At 53.5% G+C, this 13707-nt stretch carries 21 protein-coding genes; 6 read left to right on the top strand and 15 right to left on the bottom strand.

Annotation, left to right across the window (positions count from 1 at the left end; all coding sequences use genetic code 11):
- The first annotated feature begins 211 nt into the window (after positions 1-211).
- Entirely contained in the window at positions 212-766 is a 555-nt protein-coding gene (locus OXR04_RS17925) for a gamma carbonic anhydrase family protein (RefSeq protein ID WP_058958283.1), read from the top strand.
- Here OXR04_RS17925 and OXR04_RS17920 read toward each other — a convergent pair.
- The 6 genes from OXR04_RS17920 to dprA are packed head-to-tail and all read right to left on the bottom strand — an operon-like array spanning position 733 to position 4527.
- Positions 733-990, bottom strand: a complete 258-nt coding sequence (locus tag OXR04_RS17920; RefSeq protein ID WP_267372349.1) for a DUF1488 domain-containing protein — start codon at positions 988-990, stop codon at positions 733-735. The two genes, OXR04_RS17925 and OXR04_RS17920, sit on opposite strands and share 34 nt — an antisense overlap.
- A complete protein-coding gene (gene aroE, locus OXR04_RS17915; RefSeq protein WP_267372348.1) occupies positions 987-1805 on the bottom strand; it encodes a shikimate dehydrogenase in 819 nt (272 codons plus the stop codon). Before aroE ends, OXR04_RS17920 begins: the two co-directional genes overlap by 4 nt.
- A gap of 3 nt (positions 1806-1808) precedes the next feature.
- Positions 1809-2381 carry an L-threonylcarbamoyladenylate synthase type 1 TsaC gene (tsaC, locus tag OXR04_RS17910; protein ID WP_009087549.1) on the bottom strand — a complete coding sequence of 191 codons (573 nt, stop codon included), beginning with the start codon at positions 2379-2381 and terminating at the stop codon, positions 1809-1811.
- A 3-nt stretch (positions 2382-2384) separates the two neighbouring features.
- A complete protein-coding gene (locus OXR04_RS17905) occupies positions 2385-2933 on the bottom strand; it encodes a type I DNA topoisomerase (RefSeq protein ID WP_046100690.1) in 549 nt (182 codons plus the stop codon).
- 24 nt (positions 2934-2957) lie between these two features.
- Positions 2958-3431 (bottom strand): DUF494 family protein Smg, encoded by a 474-nt coding sequence (smg, locus tag OXR04_RS17900; protein WP_009087552.1) that lies wholly within the window; start codon positions 3429-3431, stop codon positions 2958-2960.
- Entirely contained in the window at positions 3403-4527 is a 1125-nt protein-coding gene (gene dprA / locus OXR04_RS17895; protein WP_009087554.1) for a DNA-protecting protein DprA, read from the bottom strand. Before dprA ends, smg begins: the two co-directional genes overlap by 29 nt.
- 115 nt (positions 4528-4642) lie before the next feature.
- Between dprA and def the strand changes: the two genes are divergently transcribed.
- The 5 genes from def (at position 4643) to mscL (ending at position 9406) form a co-directional block, all read left to right on the top strand.
- Positions 4643-5155 carry a peptide deformylase gene (gene def / locus OXR04_RS17890; RefSeq protein WP_009087556.1) on the top strand — a complete coding sequence of 171 codons (513 nt, stop codon included), beginning with the start codon at positions 4643-4645 and terminating at the stop codon, positions 5153-5155.
- Between the two features lie 20 nt (positions 5156-5175).
- The gene (fmt, locus tag OXR04_RS17885) at positions 5176-6120 is read left to right on the top strand and encodes a methionyl-tRNA formyltransferase (RefSeq protein ID WP_111208842.1); all 945 of its coding nucleotides are present in this window, start codon (positions 5176-5178) and stop codon (positions 6118-6120) included.
- Positions 6121-6169: 49 nt separating this feature from the next.
- The gene (gene rsmB, locus OXR04_RS17880; RefSeq protein WP_267372343.1) at positions 6170-7471 is read left to right on the top strand and encodes a 16S rRNA (cytosine(967)-C(5))-methyltransferase RsmB; all 1302 of its coding nucleotides are present in this window, start codon (positions 6170-6172) and stop codon (positions 7469-7471) included.
- Positions 7472-7489: 18 nt separating this feature from the next.
- Positions 7490-8866: a Trk system potassium transporter TrkA gene (trkA, locus tag OXR04_RS17875; protein ID WP_009087562.1), complete on the top strand. Its 1377-nt coding sequence runs from the start codon at positions 7490-7492 to the stop codon at positions 8864-8866.
- A gap of 129 nt (positions 8867-8995) precedes the next feature.
- A complete protein-coding gene (mscL, locus tag OXR04_RS17870) occupies positions 8996-9406 on the top strand; it encodes a large-conductance mechanosensitive channel protein MscL (RefSeq protein WP_009087564.1) in 411 nt (136 codons plus the stop codon).
- Here mscL and OXR04_RS17865 read toward each other — a convergent pair.
- The 9 genes from OXR04_RS17865 to rpmJ form a co-directional block, all read right to left on the bottom strand.
- Positions 9381-9638 (bottom strand): alternative ribosome-rescue factor A, encoded by a 258-nt coding sequence (locus OXR04_RS17865; protein ID WP_267372341.1) that lies wholly within the window; start codon positions 9636-9638, stop codon positions 9381-9383. The genes mscL and OXR04_RS17865 overlap by 26 nt on opposite strands.
- A gap of 29 nt (positions 9639-9667) precedes the next feature.
- On the bottom strand, positions 9668-10114 hold the full coding sequence (gene zntR / locus OXR04_RS17860) for a Zn(2+)-responsive transcriptional regulator (RefSeq protein WP_009087570.1): 447 nt from the start codon (positions 10112-10114) through the stop codon (positions 9668-9670).
- Complete coding sequence (locus OXR04_RS17855; protein ID WP_009087573.1) at positions 10115-10486, bottom strand: DUF1992 domain-containing protein; 372 nt, start codon at positions 10484-10486, stop codon at positions 10115-10117. It abuts the gene before it with no gap.
- A 94-nt stretch (positions 10487-10580) separates the two neighbouring features.
- Positions 10581-10967 carry a 50S ribosomal protein L17 gene (rplQ, locus tag OXR04_RS17850; RefSeq protein WP_009087575.1) on the bottom strand — a complete coding sequence of 129 codons (387 nt, stop codon included), beginning with the start codon at positions 10965-10967 and terminating at the stop codon, positions 10581-10583.
- Positions 10968-11007: 40 nt separating this feature from the next.
- On the bottom strand, positions 11008-11997 hold the full coding sequence (gene rpoA / locus OXR04_RS17845) for a DNA-directed RNA polymerase subunit alpha (RefSeq protein ID WP_003850179.1): 990 nt from the start codon (positions 11995-11997) through the stop codon (positions 11008-11010).
- A 25-nt stretch (positions 11998-12022) separates the two neighbouring features.
- Positions 12023-12643 (bottom strand): 30S ribosomal protein S4, encoded by a 621-nt coding sequence (gene rpsD, locus OXR04_RS17840; RefSeq protein WP_008927131.1) that lies wholly within the window; start codon positions 12641-12643, stop codon positions 12023-12025.
- Positions 12644-12676: 33 nt separating this feature from the next.
- Entirely contained in the window at positions 12677-13066 is a 390-nt protein-coding gene (rpsK, locus tag OXR04_RS17835; protein ID WP_004160563.1) for a 30S ribosomal protein S11, read from the bottom strand.
- Between the two features lie 16 nt (positions 13067-13082).
- Positions 13083-13439, bottom strand: a complete 357-nt coding sequence (rpsM, locus tag OXR04_RS17830; protein ID WP_003850176.1) for a 30S ribosomal protein S13 — start codon at positions 13437-13439, stop codon at positions 13083-13085.
- Positions 13440-13585: 146 nt separating this feature from the next.
- Positions 13586-13702: a 50S ribosomal protein L36 gene (gene rpmJ, locus OXR04_RS17825; protein WP_010252805.1), complete on the bottom strand. Its 117-nt coding sequence runs from the start codon at positions 13700-13702 to the stop codon at positions 13586-13588.
- Between the last annotated feature and the right edge of the window lie 5 nt (positions 13703-13707).

The following is a 13707-nucleotide window of genomic DNA, read 5'->3' as shown; positions in this document are numbered from 1 at the left end:
TCAACCCGTTTCCCGTTGCCGGTGTGCCGTGTCGATGGAGGCGCATTATAGGGATCCCGTTTCAGAGCACAACCCTTTTTTTGGATCTTTTTTCTGAACGGTTATAAATGATCCAGATTGATGAGATCACCAGCGATCCAGGCCAGAATAGGCTTGTCAGCTGGCTAAAATCACATCAGGCTGCTGAGAAAACAGAATAAAGGAGAACACAATGACTTCCGCCTTACGTCCTTATAAAGATCGCTTTCCACAAACTGGCCAGCGCGTCATGGTCGATCCAGCTAGTGTTGTGGTGGGTGATGTCATCATGGCCGATGACGTGAGCATCTGGCCGCTGGTCGTCATCCGGGGAGACGTGAATCAGGTTCGCATCGGTGCCCGTACTAATGTGCAGGATGGCAGTGTTCTGCACGTCACGCATAAATCTGCCGCTAACCCGGAAGGCTTCCCGCTGATTATTGGCGAGGATGTCACGGTCGGGCACAAAGCGATGCTGCACGGCTGCACTATCGGCGATCGTGTGCTTGTCGGGATGGGCTCGATTCTGCTTGATGGCGTAATAGTAGAAGAAGAGGTCATGATTGGGGCAGGCAGTCTGGTCCCTCCAGGTAAACGGCTGGAGAGCGGCTATCTCTATCTGGGCAGTCCGGTCAGACAGATCAGGCCGCTGAACGACCAGGAGAAGGAAGGATTACGCTATTCGGCGAATAACTATGTCGGCTGGAAAAATGATTACCTGGCGGGAGATAACCAGACCCAGCCCTGAGCATCAACACGCTCCTGACGAATGGCCGCTTCGGCTTCATCTTCGAGATCCCAGCGATGGTGCTGAAAAAGCGCTATCGCCTCCCCTTCACCAAAGCGTGACGTCAGCGACATACGGCTGATCGCACAGATCAGCCGCATACCGTTAACCAGTACCGGGAAGCAGACGGCATCCCGTTCAGCGTCATAGGTTTCATCGTCAGGAAACTGAATCGCCTGATTCATGGCTGCATAGCCTGTTTCAGCTGAGCAATGACCGGCGCAACTTCCGGCATCACGCCATGCCATATATAGAAGGCATGCGCCGCCTGCCCCACCAGCATTCCCACACCATCCGCCAGAGCGTGCGCTCCCTGCGTCTGACACCAGAGCAGGAAAGGCGTCAGCCCGCTTTGATAGAACATGTCATAGCAGCGTACGCCGGGATGGATCAGCTCTGCAGGTAAAGGGGGGGTTTTCCCCTCTACACCGCTTGAAGTCGCATTGATGATAAGGTCGAAACGCTGTTCCGCCAGTTGATCAAACGCAGCTGCACGGATAGTGCCGCTCTTTGCGAACAGGCCAGCCAGCTCCTCTGCCCGTTCGGCGGTACGGTTTACCACGGTGAGCGTCACCCCTGACGAAAGCAAAGGATGAATCACACCGCGCGCCGCCCCACGTGCGCCCACCAGCAGAACATTGTCGCCCGCATTGATCATCTTCAGCCGTTCAAGATCGCTTAACAGGCCGATACCATCCGTGTTGTCACCCAGGATCTGCCCGTCGCTGAGCTTTTTTACCGTATTAACGGCGCCGGACAGGGCCGCGCGTTCACTGAGTTGATCGGCAAACTCCCAGGCCTGCTGTTTAAAAGGCAGGGTCACGTTGGCGCCACGACCGCCCTGTGCAAAAAAGGTTGTCAGCGCATCGCGAAATCCGTCAACCGGCGCACAGATCCGGCCATATCGATGATCGATGCCAGTCTGTTCAGCAAAAGCCTGATGGATCAGCGGAGATTTACTGTGGCTGATCGGATTACCGAAAACGGCGAATTGATCCATGAGTTAACCCTGACGTATAAGTTCGCCGCTGATTACATCGCGGATTTCTGAAGGATTGAGTCGTCCCCCCGTTTTCCCGGACAGAACCGGGAAGTCCTCACCAAACTGCTTATACACTTCTTCTGCCGTACGGCAGGGAGGCTGTCCTGACAGATTGGCGCTGGTTGAAACCAGTGGTTTACCAAATGCGCGGCAAAGCGCCTGCACATCCGGATGGTCACTGACCCGTATCGCCAGCGAGTCGAACTGTCCGGTCAGCCAGCGGGGCGTCTGGGGAGGAACCGGGACGACAAAGGTCACCGGGCCGGGCCAGCAGGCGAACATACGCTCACGCTGGATCACAGAGAGTTCGCGATCGGAGATATAGGGTTCTAGCTGGGAATAATCAGCTGCGATCAGAATGAGTCCCTTTTCTACCGGACGCTGTTTCAGCGCCAGCAGCGCCATGACGGCAGATTCACTGTCAGGGTCGCAGCCCAGACCAAATACGGCTTCAGTGGGATAGGCGATGACCGCCTGACGATTCAGCTCTGCTACGCAGCGCTCAAGTGAATCGGCGAGGTGTTGATTTTCCATGATCTATTCATTCTCTTCAGCAATGGCTTTGCCACAACTTTTACTGGCGCAGAAGCGTTTAACCCCCTGCGCTGTCTTTTTTTCAACCAGCAATGGAAACTGACACCAGGCACAGACCCCGGCCACGGGCGTCAGGTTGACGACAAACTGGCAGGCGGGATAACGATCACAGGAGTGGAACGTTTTGCCATAACGGGAACGCCGCTGAACCAGCCGGCCTTCATGGCACTGTGGACACGCCAGCGTCGTTTCGTCCGGTTTGTCGATGGTTTCACTGTAGCCGCATTCAGGATAGTGGCTACAGCCAATAAACATGCCATAACGGCCCTGCCGCAACACTTTATCGGCTCCGCATTCAGGACAGGCGTGGCCCTCCAGCACTTTAACCACATGGCCATCGGCCTGCCCTTTTAAGGGCCGGATGTAGTCACATGCCGGATAGTTGGCACATCCCAGAAAAGGGCCATGTTTACCCGAGCGGATAACCAGTTCTGCCCCGCAAGCGGGGCAGGGATCCTGTTTACGCACGGTGAAGAGTGCAGCTTTACTCATAGCGATAAATGCATGAAAGGAAATTTAATGCAGCATACCTTCATTGACGTCGAATAGCAGTTCTTCCATCTGCTGATAGGCATTTTCACATCCCGGGATGTTGAACAACACCATCAGCACCACCCATTTGAGGTCCTCCAGATCAAACTCAGAGGTATCCAGCGCCATGACACGTTCGATGACCATCTCACGGGTTTCCAGATTCAGCACCTGAATCTGCTCCAGGAAGAGCAGGAAACCGCGGCTTTCGGCATCTAAACGCTTACTCTCTTCGTCGGTATAAATACGCATAGAGAGCGGATCGTTGGTCAGTAAAATTGGCGCAACCAGTCCTTCCTGATAATCCGCCAGTCTTTCCAGCCAGTTAAGCGCACTGTAAATATCTTCACGATGGAACCCGGCATCCGTCAGGTCATCTGTCAATCTGTCCTGATCAACACCCATTTCTGCTTCGTTGTGGATATAGGTCTCAAACAAGTACATGAGTACGTCGAACATGGCATGCCCTCCTCAATCGGACATAGCCGCCGGGTACAGCTGCGATCCATCCTGCTAACTCCAGTTCCAGCAATTGAGCTGAGATAACTGGCACAGATTGGCCGGCACGTTCAGCGACAACGTCAACAGGTGTAACCTCATCACCTACGTTAGCCAACACATCAGCAAATGGCAATGGAGCATCGTCACCTGGTTCAGAATAAATTTCGTCATCCTGTGTCACAGGCAGCCAGTTCAGTGCCCCAGCCAGATCCTCCAGAATGTTGTTAGGATGTGCCACCAGCAGGGCGCCCTGCTGAATCAGCCAGTTCACGCCTTCGCTTAAGGGGTTGCCGAGCGCGCCAGGTAGTGCATAAACATTGCGGTTTTGCTCCAGCGCATAGCGAGCGGTCACCAGTGAACCACTCTTCAGCGAGGCCTCCACCACCAGCACGCCCAGACTCAGGCCACTGATGATCCGATTACGACGCGGAAAGTTGAGCGGATGAGGAATGGTGTTCAGCGGAAACTCAGACACCACGGCACCGCCCTGCTCAACAATCTCTGCGGCAAGGCGGACATGCTGTCGGGGATAGAGCCGCTGCAGCCCGCTGCCTAATATGGCTACCGTTTTGCCGCCGGTACTGAGTGCCGCCTGATGCGCAACGCCATCAATCCCCCGCGCCAGTCCACTGGTGATGGTCAGCCCGCTGAGGCTCAGGTGCCGGGTAAACCATTCGCCCCAGTAACGGCCATTGGGTGAGCCGTTCCGGCTGCCCACGACTGCCAGCTGTGGGGTAGTGATAACGGCCGGATCGCCGTGGATGTAGAGCAGCGGCGGAAAGCGACTGGTTTCCCTGAGCCGGGCAGGATAGGCGGCGTCCAGCGCAGTGATCAGATGATGGGCAGGACTGCGCGCTAACCAGTGCTGCACATCGGTGATCGTTTTTTCAGGCAGATCAGCGTATTGCTGACACTGCGCAGCGTCTAACCCCAGCCGCATAAGTTTCCCGCTGTCTGCCGGTGCATCGCCCAGCTGCTGCGCCACGGTCAGCCAGCGCTTTCCTGTCATTCCACACACCGCGGCCAGCCGCAGATACTGCGCTATTTTGTCCATTTGCTGCTCCCTGATTGCCCCGGCTTCCTGCCGCACAATGCTGTCAATCAGGTCTCAGAAAGTCTACAATATGAGGCAGTAATCTTTTCCTAAACGAATACAGATCTGGATATTTATGTCAGTTTTGCAGGTATTACATTTTCCTGACGAGCGCCTTCGCAAAGTCGCCGCGCCCGTTAAAGAAGTTAACGCAGACATTCAGCGTATCGTTGATGATATGTTCGAGACGATGTATGCCGAAGAGGGCATCGGTCTTGCGGCGACGCAGGTCGATATTCATCAGCGCATCATCGTGATTGACGTCTCTGAAAGTCGTGAAGAGCGTTTAGTCCTGATCAACCCTGAGCTGCTGGAAAAAAGCGGTGAAACCGGTATTGAAGAGGGCTGCCTGTCGATTCCGGAACAGCGTGCATTTGTCCCGCGTGCTGAGCGCGTAAAAGTTCGCGCGCTGGATCGCGACGGTAACAGTTTCGAACTGGAAGCCAGCGACTTACTCGCCATCTGTATCCAGCATGAGATCGATCATCTGGAAGGCAAACTGTTTATTGATTATCTGTCGCCTCTGAAGCGTCAGCGGATCAAAACCAGATTAGAGAAACTGGCGCGTCAGAACGCCCAGGCTTCCTGAGATCTTAAAAAGGGATAAACGTGTCTGCCCCGCTAAAAATCATTTTTGCCGGCACTCCTGACTTTGCAGCGCGTCATCTTGACGCGCTGCTTGCTTCTGAGCATCAGGTTATCGGTGTCTTTACTCAGCCCGACCGCCCTGCGGGTCGCGGCAACAAACTCACGCCTGGCCCGGTCAAAACGCTGGCGCTGGCTCATGACATTCCGGTATTTCAGCCAAAGTCGCTGCGACCTGAAGAGAATCAGCAGCTGGTTGCTGACCTGCAGGCCGATGTGATGGTTGTCGTGGCGTATGGATTAATTCTGCCCAGGGCGGTGCTGGATATGCCGCGTCTGGGCTGCATCAATGTCCACGGTTCGCTGCTCCCCCGCTGGCGTGGTGCCGCGCCGATTCAGCGTGCGCTCTGGGCTGGCGACAGTGAAACTGGCGTCACCATCATGCAGATGGATGTGGGTTTAGATACCGGCGATATGCTGCATAAACTGGCCTGCCCGATTACCCCCCAGGACACCAGTGCCACTCTGTATGACAGACTGGCCCAGCTCGGCCCGCAGGGGCTGCTGGATACGCTGACGTTACTCAACACGCAGCAGGCCTCACCCGAAAAACAGGATGAAGCACTCGCCAGCTACGCTGAGAAGCTGAGCAAAGAGGAGGCGCGTCTTGACTGGAGACTGCCCGCAGAACAGCTTGAGCGCTGTATCCGCGCCTTTAATCCCTGGCCGATGAGTTTTTTCACGATTGACGACCAGCCGGTGAAAGTCTGGCAGGCTACCGTACTGCCTCATCGCGACCATGCACCGGGTGAAATTATCGCTGCAGACAAGCAGGGCATCCAGGTCGCGACCGCCGAGGGCGTATTGAATCTGGTGCAGTTACAGCCCGCCGGTAAAAAACCGATGTCGGCTCAGGATCTTCTCAACTCGCGTCGGGAATGGTTCGAACCTGGAACCCTTCTGGACTGACTCTCTGGCCCGGTGACTTACCGGGCTTTTTGTTTGATGACAAAACCCTATGACTAAATCAACCAACCTGCGTAGCCTCTCCGCCCAACTGATTGAGCGCGTTGTGGACAAAGGCGAATCCCTGAATACGGTTCTGCCTGCCGCCCAGAAAAAACTCACCGACAAAGATAGCGCATTAGTACAGGAGATCTGTTTTGGTGTTCTGCGCACACTGCCGCAGCTGGAAGCGCTGATTGGCAAACTGATGGAACGTCCACTGACCGGTAAACAGCGGGTTCTTCACTATCTGATCATGGTCGGACTTTATCAGCTGGAATATACCCGGGTGCCAGCCCACGCTGCACTGGCTGAAACCGTCGCGGGCGCAGAGGTGCTGAAGCGCACCAGCCTGAAAGGATTATTAAACGGGGTATTGCGCCAGTTTCAGCGCCAGCGTGAAACGTTACTCGCCAGCATTCAGGATGGCCCACAACGTTATCTCCATCCGGGCTGGCTGCTTAAGCGATTGCAGCACGCCTGGCCGGAACAGTGGGAGCATATCGTCGAAGCAAATAATCTGCGTCCGCCGATGTGGCTGCGGGTTAACCGTCAGCATCACTCACGTGACGCCTGGCTGACCATGCTGACTGAAAGCGGCAGAAATGCACAGCCGGCTGCCGATGTCCCGGATGCGTTGCGGCTTGACGCCCCCGCCCCGGTCAGCCAGTTGCCTGGCTTTGATCAGGGCTGGGTGACCGTACAGGATTTATCAGCCCAGCGCTGCGCTCTGCTGCTCGAACCTCAGAATGGCGAGCAGATTCTGGATTTATGTGCGGCCCCCGGCGGTAAAACGACCCATATCCTTGAGATTGCACCGGAAGCCGACGTGCTGGCTGTCGATGTGGATGCGCAGCGTCTTAAACGCGTTGATGAGAATCTGCAGCGACTGGGCATGAAAGCGGAGGTCAAACAGGGGGACGGACGGACACCGCAGCAGTGGTGTGGCGATCGCCAGTTTGACCGTATCCTGCTGGATGCGCCCTGCTCTGCAACCGGCGTTATCCGCCGACATCCCGATATTAAGTGGCTGCGCCGCGATCGCGATATCTCTGAGCTGGCAAAGCTGCAGCGTGAGATCCTGGACGCTATCTGGCCGCACCTGAAACCTGGCGGCATGCTGATTTATGCCACCTGCTCTATCCTGCCTGAAGAGAACCACCAGCAGATTGAGGCTTTCCTGCAGCGACAGCACGATGCGCAGGCGGAGCCGCTCAGGGATGCACCGGCGAGCGGGTTACAGGTCTTTCCGGATGCTGAAGGCGGAGATGGTTTCTTCTACGCTAAGCTGATAAAAAATTCGGGTTCACACTGATATGAGTATTGATAAGCGATGAAAATAATCATTCTGGGCGCAGGTCAGGTAGGCGGAACGCTGGCAGAGAATCTGGTGGGTGAAAACAACGATATCACAGTCGTTGATACCGATTCGGCACGCCTGCGTCATCTGCAGGATAAGTTCGATCTGCGTGTAGTGCAGGGACACGGTTCACATCCGCGCATCCTGCGTGAGGCGGGCGCTGAAGACGCCGACATGCTGGTTGCCGTTACCAGTTCGGATGAAACCAACATGATTGCCTGTCAGATTGCTTACTCGCTTTTCAATACGCCGAACCGTATCGCCCGTATTCGTGCGGCGGACTATCTGCGCGATGCAGATAAGCTTTTTATGCCGGAAGCCGTTCCTATCGACCATCTGATCTCACCAGAGCAGCTGGTCATCGATAATATCTACCGTTTGATCCAGTATCCGGGCGCACTGCAGGTGGTGAATTTTGCTGAAGGTAAAGTCAGCCTGGCCGTAGTCAAAGCGTATTATGGCGGGCCTCTGGTCGGAAATCCGCTTTCGATCCTGCGTGAGCACATGCCACATATTGATACCCGTGTCGCCGCCATCTTCCGTCAGGACCGTCCGATTCGTCCCCAGGGTTCGACCATCGTCGAGGCAGGTGATGAAGTGTTTTTCATCGCGGCCAGCCAGAATATTCGTGCAGTTATGAGCGAAATGCAGCGGCTGGAAAAGCCTTACAAGCGCATCATGTTAGTGGGAGGCGGCAATATCGGTTTCGGTCTGGCACAGCAGCTGGAGAAGCACTACAGCGTGAAGCTGATCGAGCGTAATCCTCAGCGGGCCGCCGAACTGGCTGAACATCTTCATGATACCGTCGTCTTTTATGGCGATGCGTCAGACCAGGAGTTGCTTGCAGAGGAGCATGTCGAGCAGGTTGACCTGTTCATTGCGGTCACCAATGATGATGAAGCCAACATCATGTCAGCCATGCTGGCGAAAAAGATGGGCGCCAAAAAAGTCATGGTGCTGATTCAGCGTCGCGCTTATGTGGATCTGGTGCAGGGCAGTGTTATCGATATCGCGATTTCTCCTCAGCAGGCCACCATCTCTGCCCTGCTGGGCCATGTCCGTAAAGCGGACATCGTGGGTGTTTCCTCGCTGCGTCGCGGCATCGCTGAGGCGATCGAAGCGATAGCGCACGGTGACGAATCGACATCACGGGTGGTGGGCCGCGCGATTGATGATATCAAACTGCCCCCGGGTACCATCATTGGTGCGGTAGTGCGCGGCGATGATGTGATGATTGCCAATGACAACCTGCGTATCGAGCAGGGTGACCATGTAATCATGTTCCTGACCGATAAGAAATTCGTGTCGGATGTTGAGCGGCTCTTCCAGCCAAGCCCTTTCTTCCTGTAAATCCTGTAAATCCTGTATTGATTTTCAGTCGGGGGAGCTATGCAAAACAGCCACCTGTTTGGCTGCGCTTATGGAAAAAACAGCAGGGTTTGTTAGACTTTATGACACTGGCAAGGAAAGGAGTTAAGTATGAGTTTAATCAAAGAGTTTCGTGATTTTGCAATGCGCGGGAATGTGATGGATCTGGCCGTCGGTGTCATCATCGGCGCTGCGTTTGGTAAGATCGTCTCATCATTAGTGGCTAACATCATTATGCCACCGTTGGGCTTATTGATCGGTGGTGTCGATTTCAAATCGTTTGCCTGGGTGCTCAAGCCTGCTGTTGGCGACACGCCTGCCGTCGTTATGCAGTACGGTATTTTCCTGCAGAGTATCTTCGACTTTGTCATCATTGCCTTTGCCATCTTTATGGCGATCAAACTGATGAACCGTCTCTACAAGAAAAAAGAAGTTGAGAAGCCTGCACCTAAACCTTCAAACGAAGAAGTGCTGCTGACTGAAATTCGCGACCTGCTTAAACAGCAGAATACCCGCGTGTAGTAAACAAACCGCCGCTGAGGCGGTTTTTTAATGGTAAAGAAGAAGGGCAGTGATAAGACGCTTTCTTATCACTGCCCTCCCATCCCTGCCCCTTGTTGTGTTTTTCCTTTCGTCTGAAGCTGCCCTTACCCTTTTGTTTCTGCTCAATGCGCTGACGGAAAAGCGGGTCTTGTAACAGAGCCTCAATCGCGTTATCGCGGATTTGCCCCCTGGTATGCTGATATTTACTCATAATGCCTCCTGTTGAGATGGTCTGATACTCTATTCCTTTGCGGTAAAATCACAAGACCCTTGTTTGTCTGAAGCCTCTCCCCGCTCCAGTGCCTCAAGAATTGAGCACGAAATGCTACTGTGGCTGTGACCACAACAGGCGTCCGAAAGAATACGCAGAGAGCGCTGCATCGACTCAAGTTCCGCTATCATCTGCGCCACTTCATCCAGCCGTTTCTCAACGATCGCTTTTGACTCCTGGCAGGTGTGATGTGCCGGATCGACCCGGATTGACAGAAGTTCCCGGATCGCTTCCAGACTGAAGCCGAGCTTACGACCGTGGCGAATAAATTTCAGACGCTGCAGATCGCCTTCGCTGTAGAGGCGAAAACCACCTTCGGTACGCTCTCCATGGTCCATCATCTGCTGCTTTTCATAAAAACGGATGGTGTCAGGCGTTACCTCAGCAAGCTTTGCTAACTGACCAATGCGGAACATCTACTCCTCCTCGCGGAAATGGTGGCGTATCGCGGTAGCATAGTTTCCATGAAGAAAATCGGTACTCATGCCCGCCTGTCGCAAGCGCAGTTCCAGCACCTGAAGCCGGTGACAATGATTCTGATAGTCACGATCCGCAGGATCCAGCTGGCGAATCAGATCGTTGACTTCCATCGCCTCACGCCTTAACTCCAGCTCGGGTGGCAGAAAGCCAGAATTTTTCAGCAGTCGATACCCTGCCCTTAACTCCTGAGGGACATGACTGTCATCATCCAGCTGTAGCGGTTTGCCAGAGCCACGAAGGTTACTGAGTTCGCCTTTTTCCAGTGCCGCTTTGATGTGCTGTTCAGCAAGTTCGTCTACCAGCCACATAACAGATGCCCTCAAAAATAGAAGCGTCATTCTAAGGTAGCGAATTTCAGGCAATAAAAAACCCGCCGAAGCGGGTTTTTTACGTTGCTGCAGATTACTCTGCGGCTGCTTCTGCTTGAGCTTCTGGACGATCAACCAGCTCGATGTATGCCATCGGAGCGTTGTCACCAGCACGGAAGCCACACTTCAGAATACGAGTGTAACCACCAGCACGGCTCGCAAAACGCGGGCCCAGCTCATTAAACAGTTTTGCCACGATCTCGTTATCACGAGTACGGGCGAATGCCAGACGACGATTAGCTACGTTGTCGGTCTTGGCAAGAGTAATCAGCGGCTCAACTACGCGACGCAGTTCTTTGGCTTTCGGCAGAGTCGTTTTGATGATCTCATGACGAACCAGAGAACCGGCCATGTTGCGGAACATAGCCTGACGATGGCTGCTGTTGCGGTTCAGTTGACGACCACTCTTACGATGGCGCATGACCTTATCCTTCTCAGTGAAACCTTAACCTGTGATCGGTTTATTCATCAGCAATGCTTGCCGGTGGCCAGTTCTCAAGGCGCATGCCAAGAGACAGACCACGTGAAGCGAGCACATCTTTAATCTCAGTAAGAGATTTTTTACCCAGGTTAGGCGTTTTAAGCAGCTCAACCTCGGTACGCTGTACCAGATCACCGATGTAGTGGATAGCTTCTGCCTTAAGGCAGTTAGCAGAGCGGACAGTCAATTCCAGATCGTCAACAGGGCGCAGCAGGATCGGATCGAATTCTGGTTTCTCTTCTTTAACTTCCGGCTGACGTACATCACGTAAGTCAACGAAAGCTTCAAGTTGTTCAGCCAGAATGGTCGCCGCACGACGAATCGCCTCTTCAGGATCGATTGTGCCGTTGGTTTCCATTTCGATGACCAGCTTGTCCAGGTCGGTGCGCTGCTCTACACGCGCTGCTTCAACATTGTAGGCGATACGGTCTACAGGGCTGTAGCAAGCGTCAACTAACAGGCGGCCGATTGGGCGCTCATCTTCTTCCGAATGAATTCGGGCAGAAGCCGGCACATAGCCACGACCACGCTGAACTTTGATACGCATGCTGATAGCCGCGTTCTCATCGGTCAGATGGCAGATGACATGCTGAGGCTTGACGATTTCGACATCACCATCATGGGTAATGTCGGCTGCAGTCACAGGGCCAATGCCAGATTTATTCAGGGTCAGAATAACTTCATCTTTACCCTGAACTCTTACCGCCAGCCCTTTCAGGTTGAGCAGGATTTCCAGGATATCTTCCTGTACGCCCTCTTTGGTGCTGTACTCATGAAGTACACCATCAATTTCAACCTCGGTCACCGCGCAACCCGGCATGGATGAAAGCAGAATACGGCGCAGTGCGTTACCAAGAGTATGGCCAAAGCCACGCTCTAAAGGCTCAAGGGTCACCTTGGCGTGCGTCGAACTCACTTGCTCGATATCTACCAGGCGCGGTTTTAGAAACTCTGTCACAGAACCCTGCATTGTGTCCTCTCTTTGGTACTAAGCTTTACTTGGAGTAAAGCTCGACGATCAGGTGTTCGTTAATGTCCGCAGACAGATCAGTACGTTCAGGAATACGCTTGAACACACCTTCCATCTTAGTCGCATCAACTTCCAGCCAGGTTGGCTTTTCACGCTGCTCAGCCAGCTCCAGAGCGGCCTTCACGCGAGATTGCTTTTTGGCTTTCTCACGGATGCTAACGACATCATTCGGAGATACCTGATAAGAAGCGATGTTAACAACGCGGCCGTTTACCAGAACAGACTTGTGGCTAACCAGCTGACGTGCTTCTGCACGTGTGGCACCGAAGCCCATACGATAAACTACGTTGTCCAGACGACCTTCCAGCAGAGCCAACAGGTTTTCACCGGTGTTGCCTTTCAGACGAGCTGCTTCTTTGTAATAGTTACGGAACTGACGCTCCAGCACGCCGTAGATACGACGAACTTTCTGCTTCTCACGTAACTGACCGCCGTAATCAGACAGACGCGGTTTACGCGCACCATGCTGACCAGGGGCTTGTTCAATTTTACACTTGGAATCAATCGCGCGAACGCCAGACTTAAGGAATAAGTCAGTGCCCTCACGACGGCTCAGCTTGAGCTTAGGACCCAAATATCTTGCCATTTTCTTTCTCCAACTATCCTAAAAAAACGGGCGTTATACGCGACGTTTTTTCGGCGGACGACAACCGTTATGAGGGATCGGAGTCACATCAGTAATATTCGTGATGCGGAAACCAGCGGCGTTCAAAGCACGAATCGTAGATTCGCGACCTGGACCCGGACCCTTTACCATAACTTCCAGATTCTTAATTCCGTAATCTTTTACCGCTTCTGCACAGCGCTCTGCAGCGACCTGAGCAGCAAACGGAGTGGATTTACGTGAACCGCGGAAACCGGAACCACCGGCGGTTGCCCAACCCAGTGCGTTACCCTGACGATCAGTAATGGTAACGATGGTGTTGTTAAAAGAAGCATGGACATGAGCCACGCCATCTGAGACTTGTTTTCTTACACGCTTGCGTGCACGAACTGGTGCCTTTGCCATTATTTACTCACCCCGATTATTTCTTGATCGGTTTACGCGGACCCTTACGGGTACGTGCGTTGGTCTTGGTACGCTGACCGCGAACCGGAAGACCACGACGATGGCGCAAACCACGGTAGCAACCAAGGTCCATAAGACGCTTGATGCTCAGGGTGATTTCACGGCGCAGATCACCTTCAACAACGAATTTCGCAACTGCATCACGCAGCTGATCAATTTGTTCTTCAGACAGCTCACTGATCTTAACATTTTCAGCAATGCCCGTTGAAGCGCAGATGGCTTTTGAACGGGTTTTACCGATACCGAAGATCGAAGTTAATGCGATAACGGTATGTTTTTGATCAGGAATGTTAATGCCTGCTATACGGGCCACTATGCACTCCTATAATTAAACAAGCACGTCCCATGCTGAAAAGCCCGTTTTCAGGATACTCAAATGGAAACGTACTGACATACAAAAGATTGGCTGGCTAATCTAGCCAGCTCAACCCGACTTTGCAAGAAAAATATGTGACAAAATCAGCCTTGGCGCTGTTTATGCTTTGGCTCGGCGCTGCAGATCACACGTACGACACCGTCGCGACGAATGATTTTGCAGTTACGACATAATCTCTTGACGGAAGCACGAACTTTCATTTTTA

Origin of the sequence: Pantoea sp. GM_Pan_3 (genome assembly GCF_026541045.1) — a bacterium.
GTDB lineage: Bacteria > Pseudomonadota > Gammaproteobacteria > Enterobacterales > Enterobacteriaceae > Pantoea > Pantoea anthophila.
The sequence above is the reverse complement of the archived record's forward strand: the minus strand, read 5'-3'. Positions and strand labels throughout refer to the sequence as shown.

Coding starts and splice junctions, on each gene's coding strand:
- rplQ (WP_009087575.1), bottom strand. CDS start 10,967: ATGCGCCATCGTAAGAGTGGTCGTCAACTGAACCGCAACAGCAGCCAT.
- OXR04_RS17865 (WP_267372341.1), bottom strand. CDS start 9,638: ATGAGTAAATATCAGCATACCAGGGGGCAAATCCGCGATAACGCGATT.
- OXR04_RS17855 (WP_009087573.1), bottom strand. CDS start 10,486: ATGTGGCTGGTAGACGAACTTGCTGAACAGCACATCAAAGCGGCACTG.
- OXR04_RS17905 (WP_046100690.1), bottom strand. CDS start 2,933: ATGAGTAAAGCTGCACTCTTCACCGTGCGTAAACAGGATCCCTGCCCC.
- rpsD (WP_008927131.1), bottom strand. CDS start 12,643: ATGGCAAGATATTTGGGTCCTAAGCTCAAGCTGAGCCGTCGTGAGGGC.
- zntR (WP_009087570.1), bottom strand. CDS start 10,114: ATGTTCCGCATTGGTCAGTTAGCAAAGCTTGCTGAGGTAACGCCTGAC.
- rsmB (WP_267372343.1), top strand. CDS start 6,170: ATGACTAAATCAACCAACCTGCGTAGCCTCTCCGCCCAACTGATTGAG.
- dprA (WP_009087554.1), bottom strand. CDS start 4,527: ATGGACAAAATAGCGCAGTATCTGCGGCTGGCCGCGGTGTGTGGAATG.
- OXR04_RS17920 (WP_267372349.1), bottom strand. CDS start 990: ATGAATCAGGCGATTCAGTTTCCTGACGATGAAACCTATGACGCTGAA.
- aroE (WP_267372348.1), bottom strand. CDS start 1,805: ATGGATCAATTCGCCGTTTTCGGTAATCCGATCAGCCACAGTAAATCT.
- rpoA (WP_003850179.1), bottom strand. CDS start 11,997: ATGCAGGGTTCTGTGACAGAGTTTCTAAAACCGCGCCTGGTAGATATC.
- def (WP_009087556.1), top strand. CDS start 4,643: ATGTCAGTTTTGCAGGTATTACATTTTCCTGACGAGCGCCTTCGCAAA.
- rpsK (WP_004160563.1), bottom strand. CDS start 13,066: ATGGCAAAGGCACCAGTTCGTGCACGCAAGCGTGTAAGAAAACAAGTC.
- tsaC (WP_009087549.1), bottom strand. CDS start 2,381: ATGGAAAATCAACACCTCGCCGATTCACTTGAGCGCTGCGTAGCAGAG.
- smg (WP_009087552.1), bottom strand. CDS start 3,431: ATGTTCGACGTACTCATGTACTTGTTTGAGACCTATATCCACAACGAA.
- OXR04_RS17925 (WP_058958283.1), top strand. CDS start 212: ATGACTTCCGCCTTACGTCCTTATAAAGATCGCTTTCCACAAACTGGC.
- rpmJ (WP_010252805.1), bottom strand. CDS start 13,702: ATGAAAGTTCGTGCTTCCGTCAAGAGATTATGTCGTAACTGCAAAATC.
- mscL (WP_009087564.1), top strand. CDS start 8,996: ATGAGTTTAATCAAAGAGTTTCGTGATTTTGCAATGCGCGGGAATGTG.
- trkA (WP_009087562.1), top strand. CDS start 7,490: ATGAAAATAATCATTCTGGGCGCAGGTCAGGTAGGCGGAACGCTGGCA.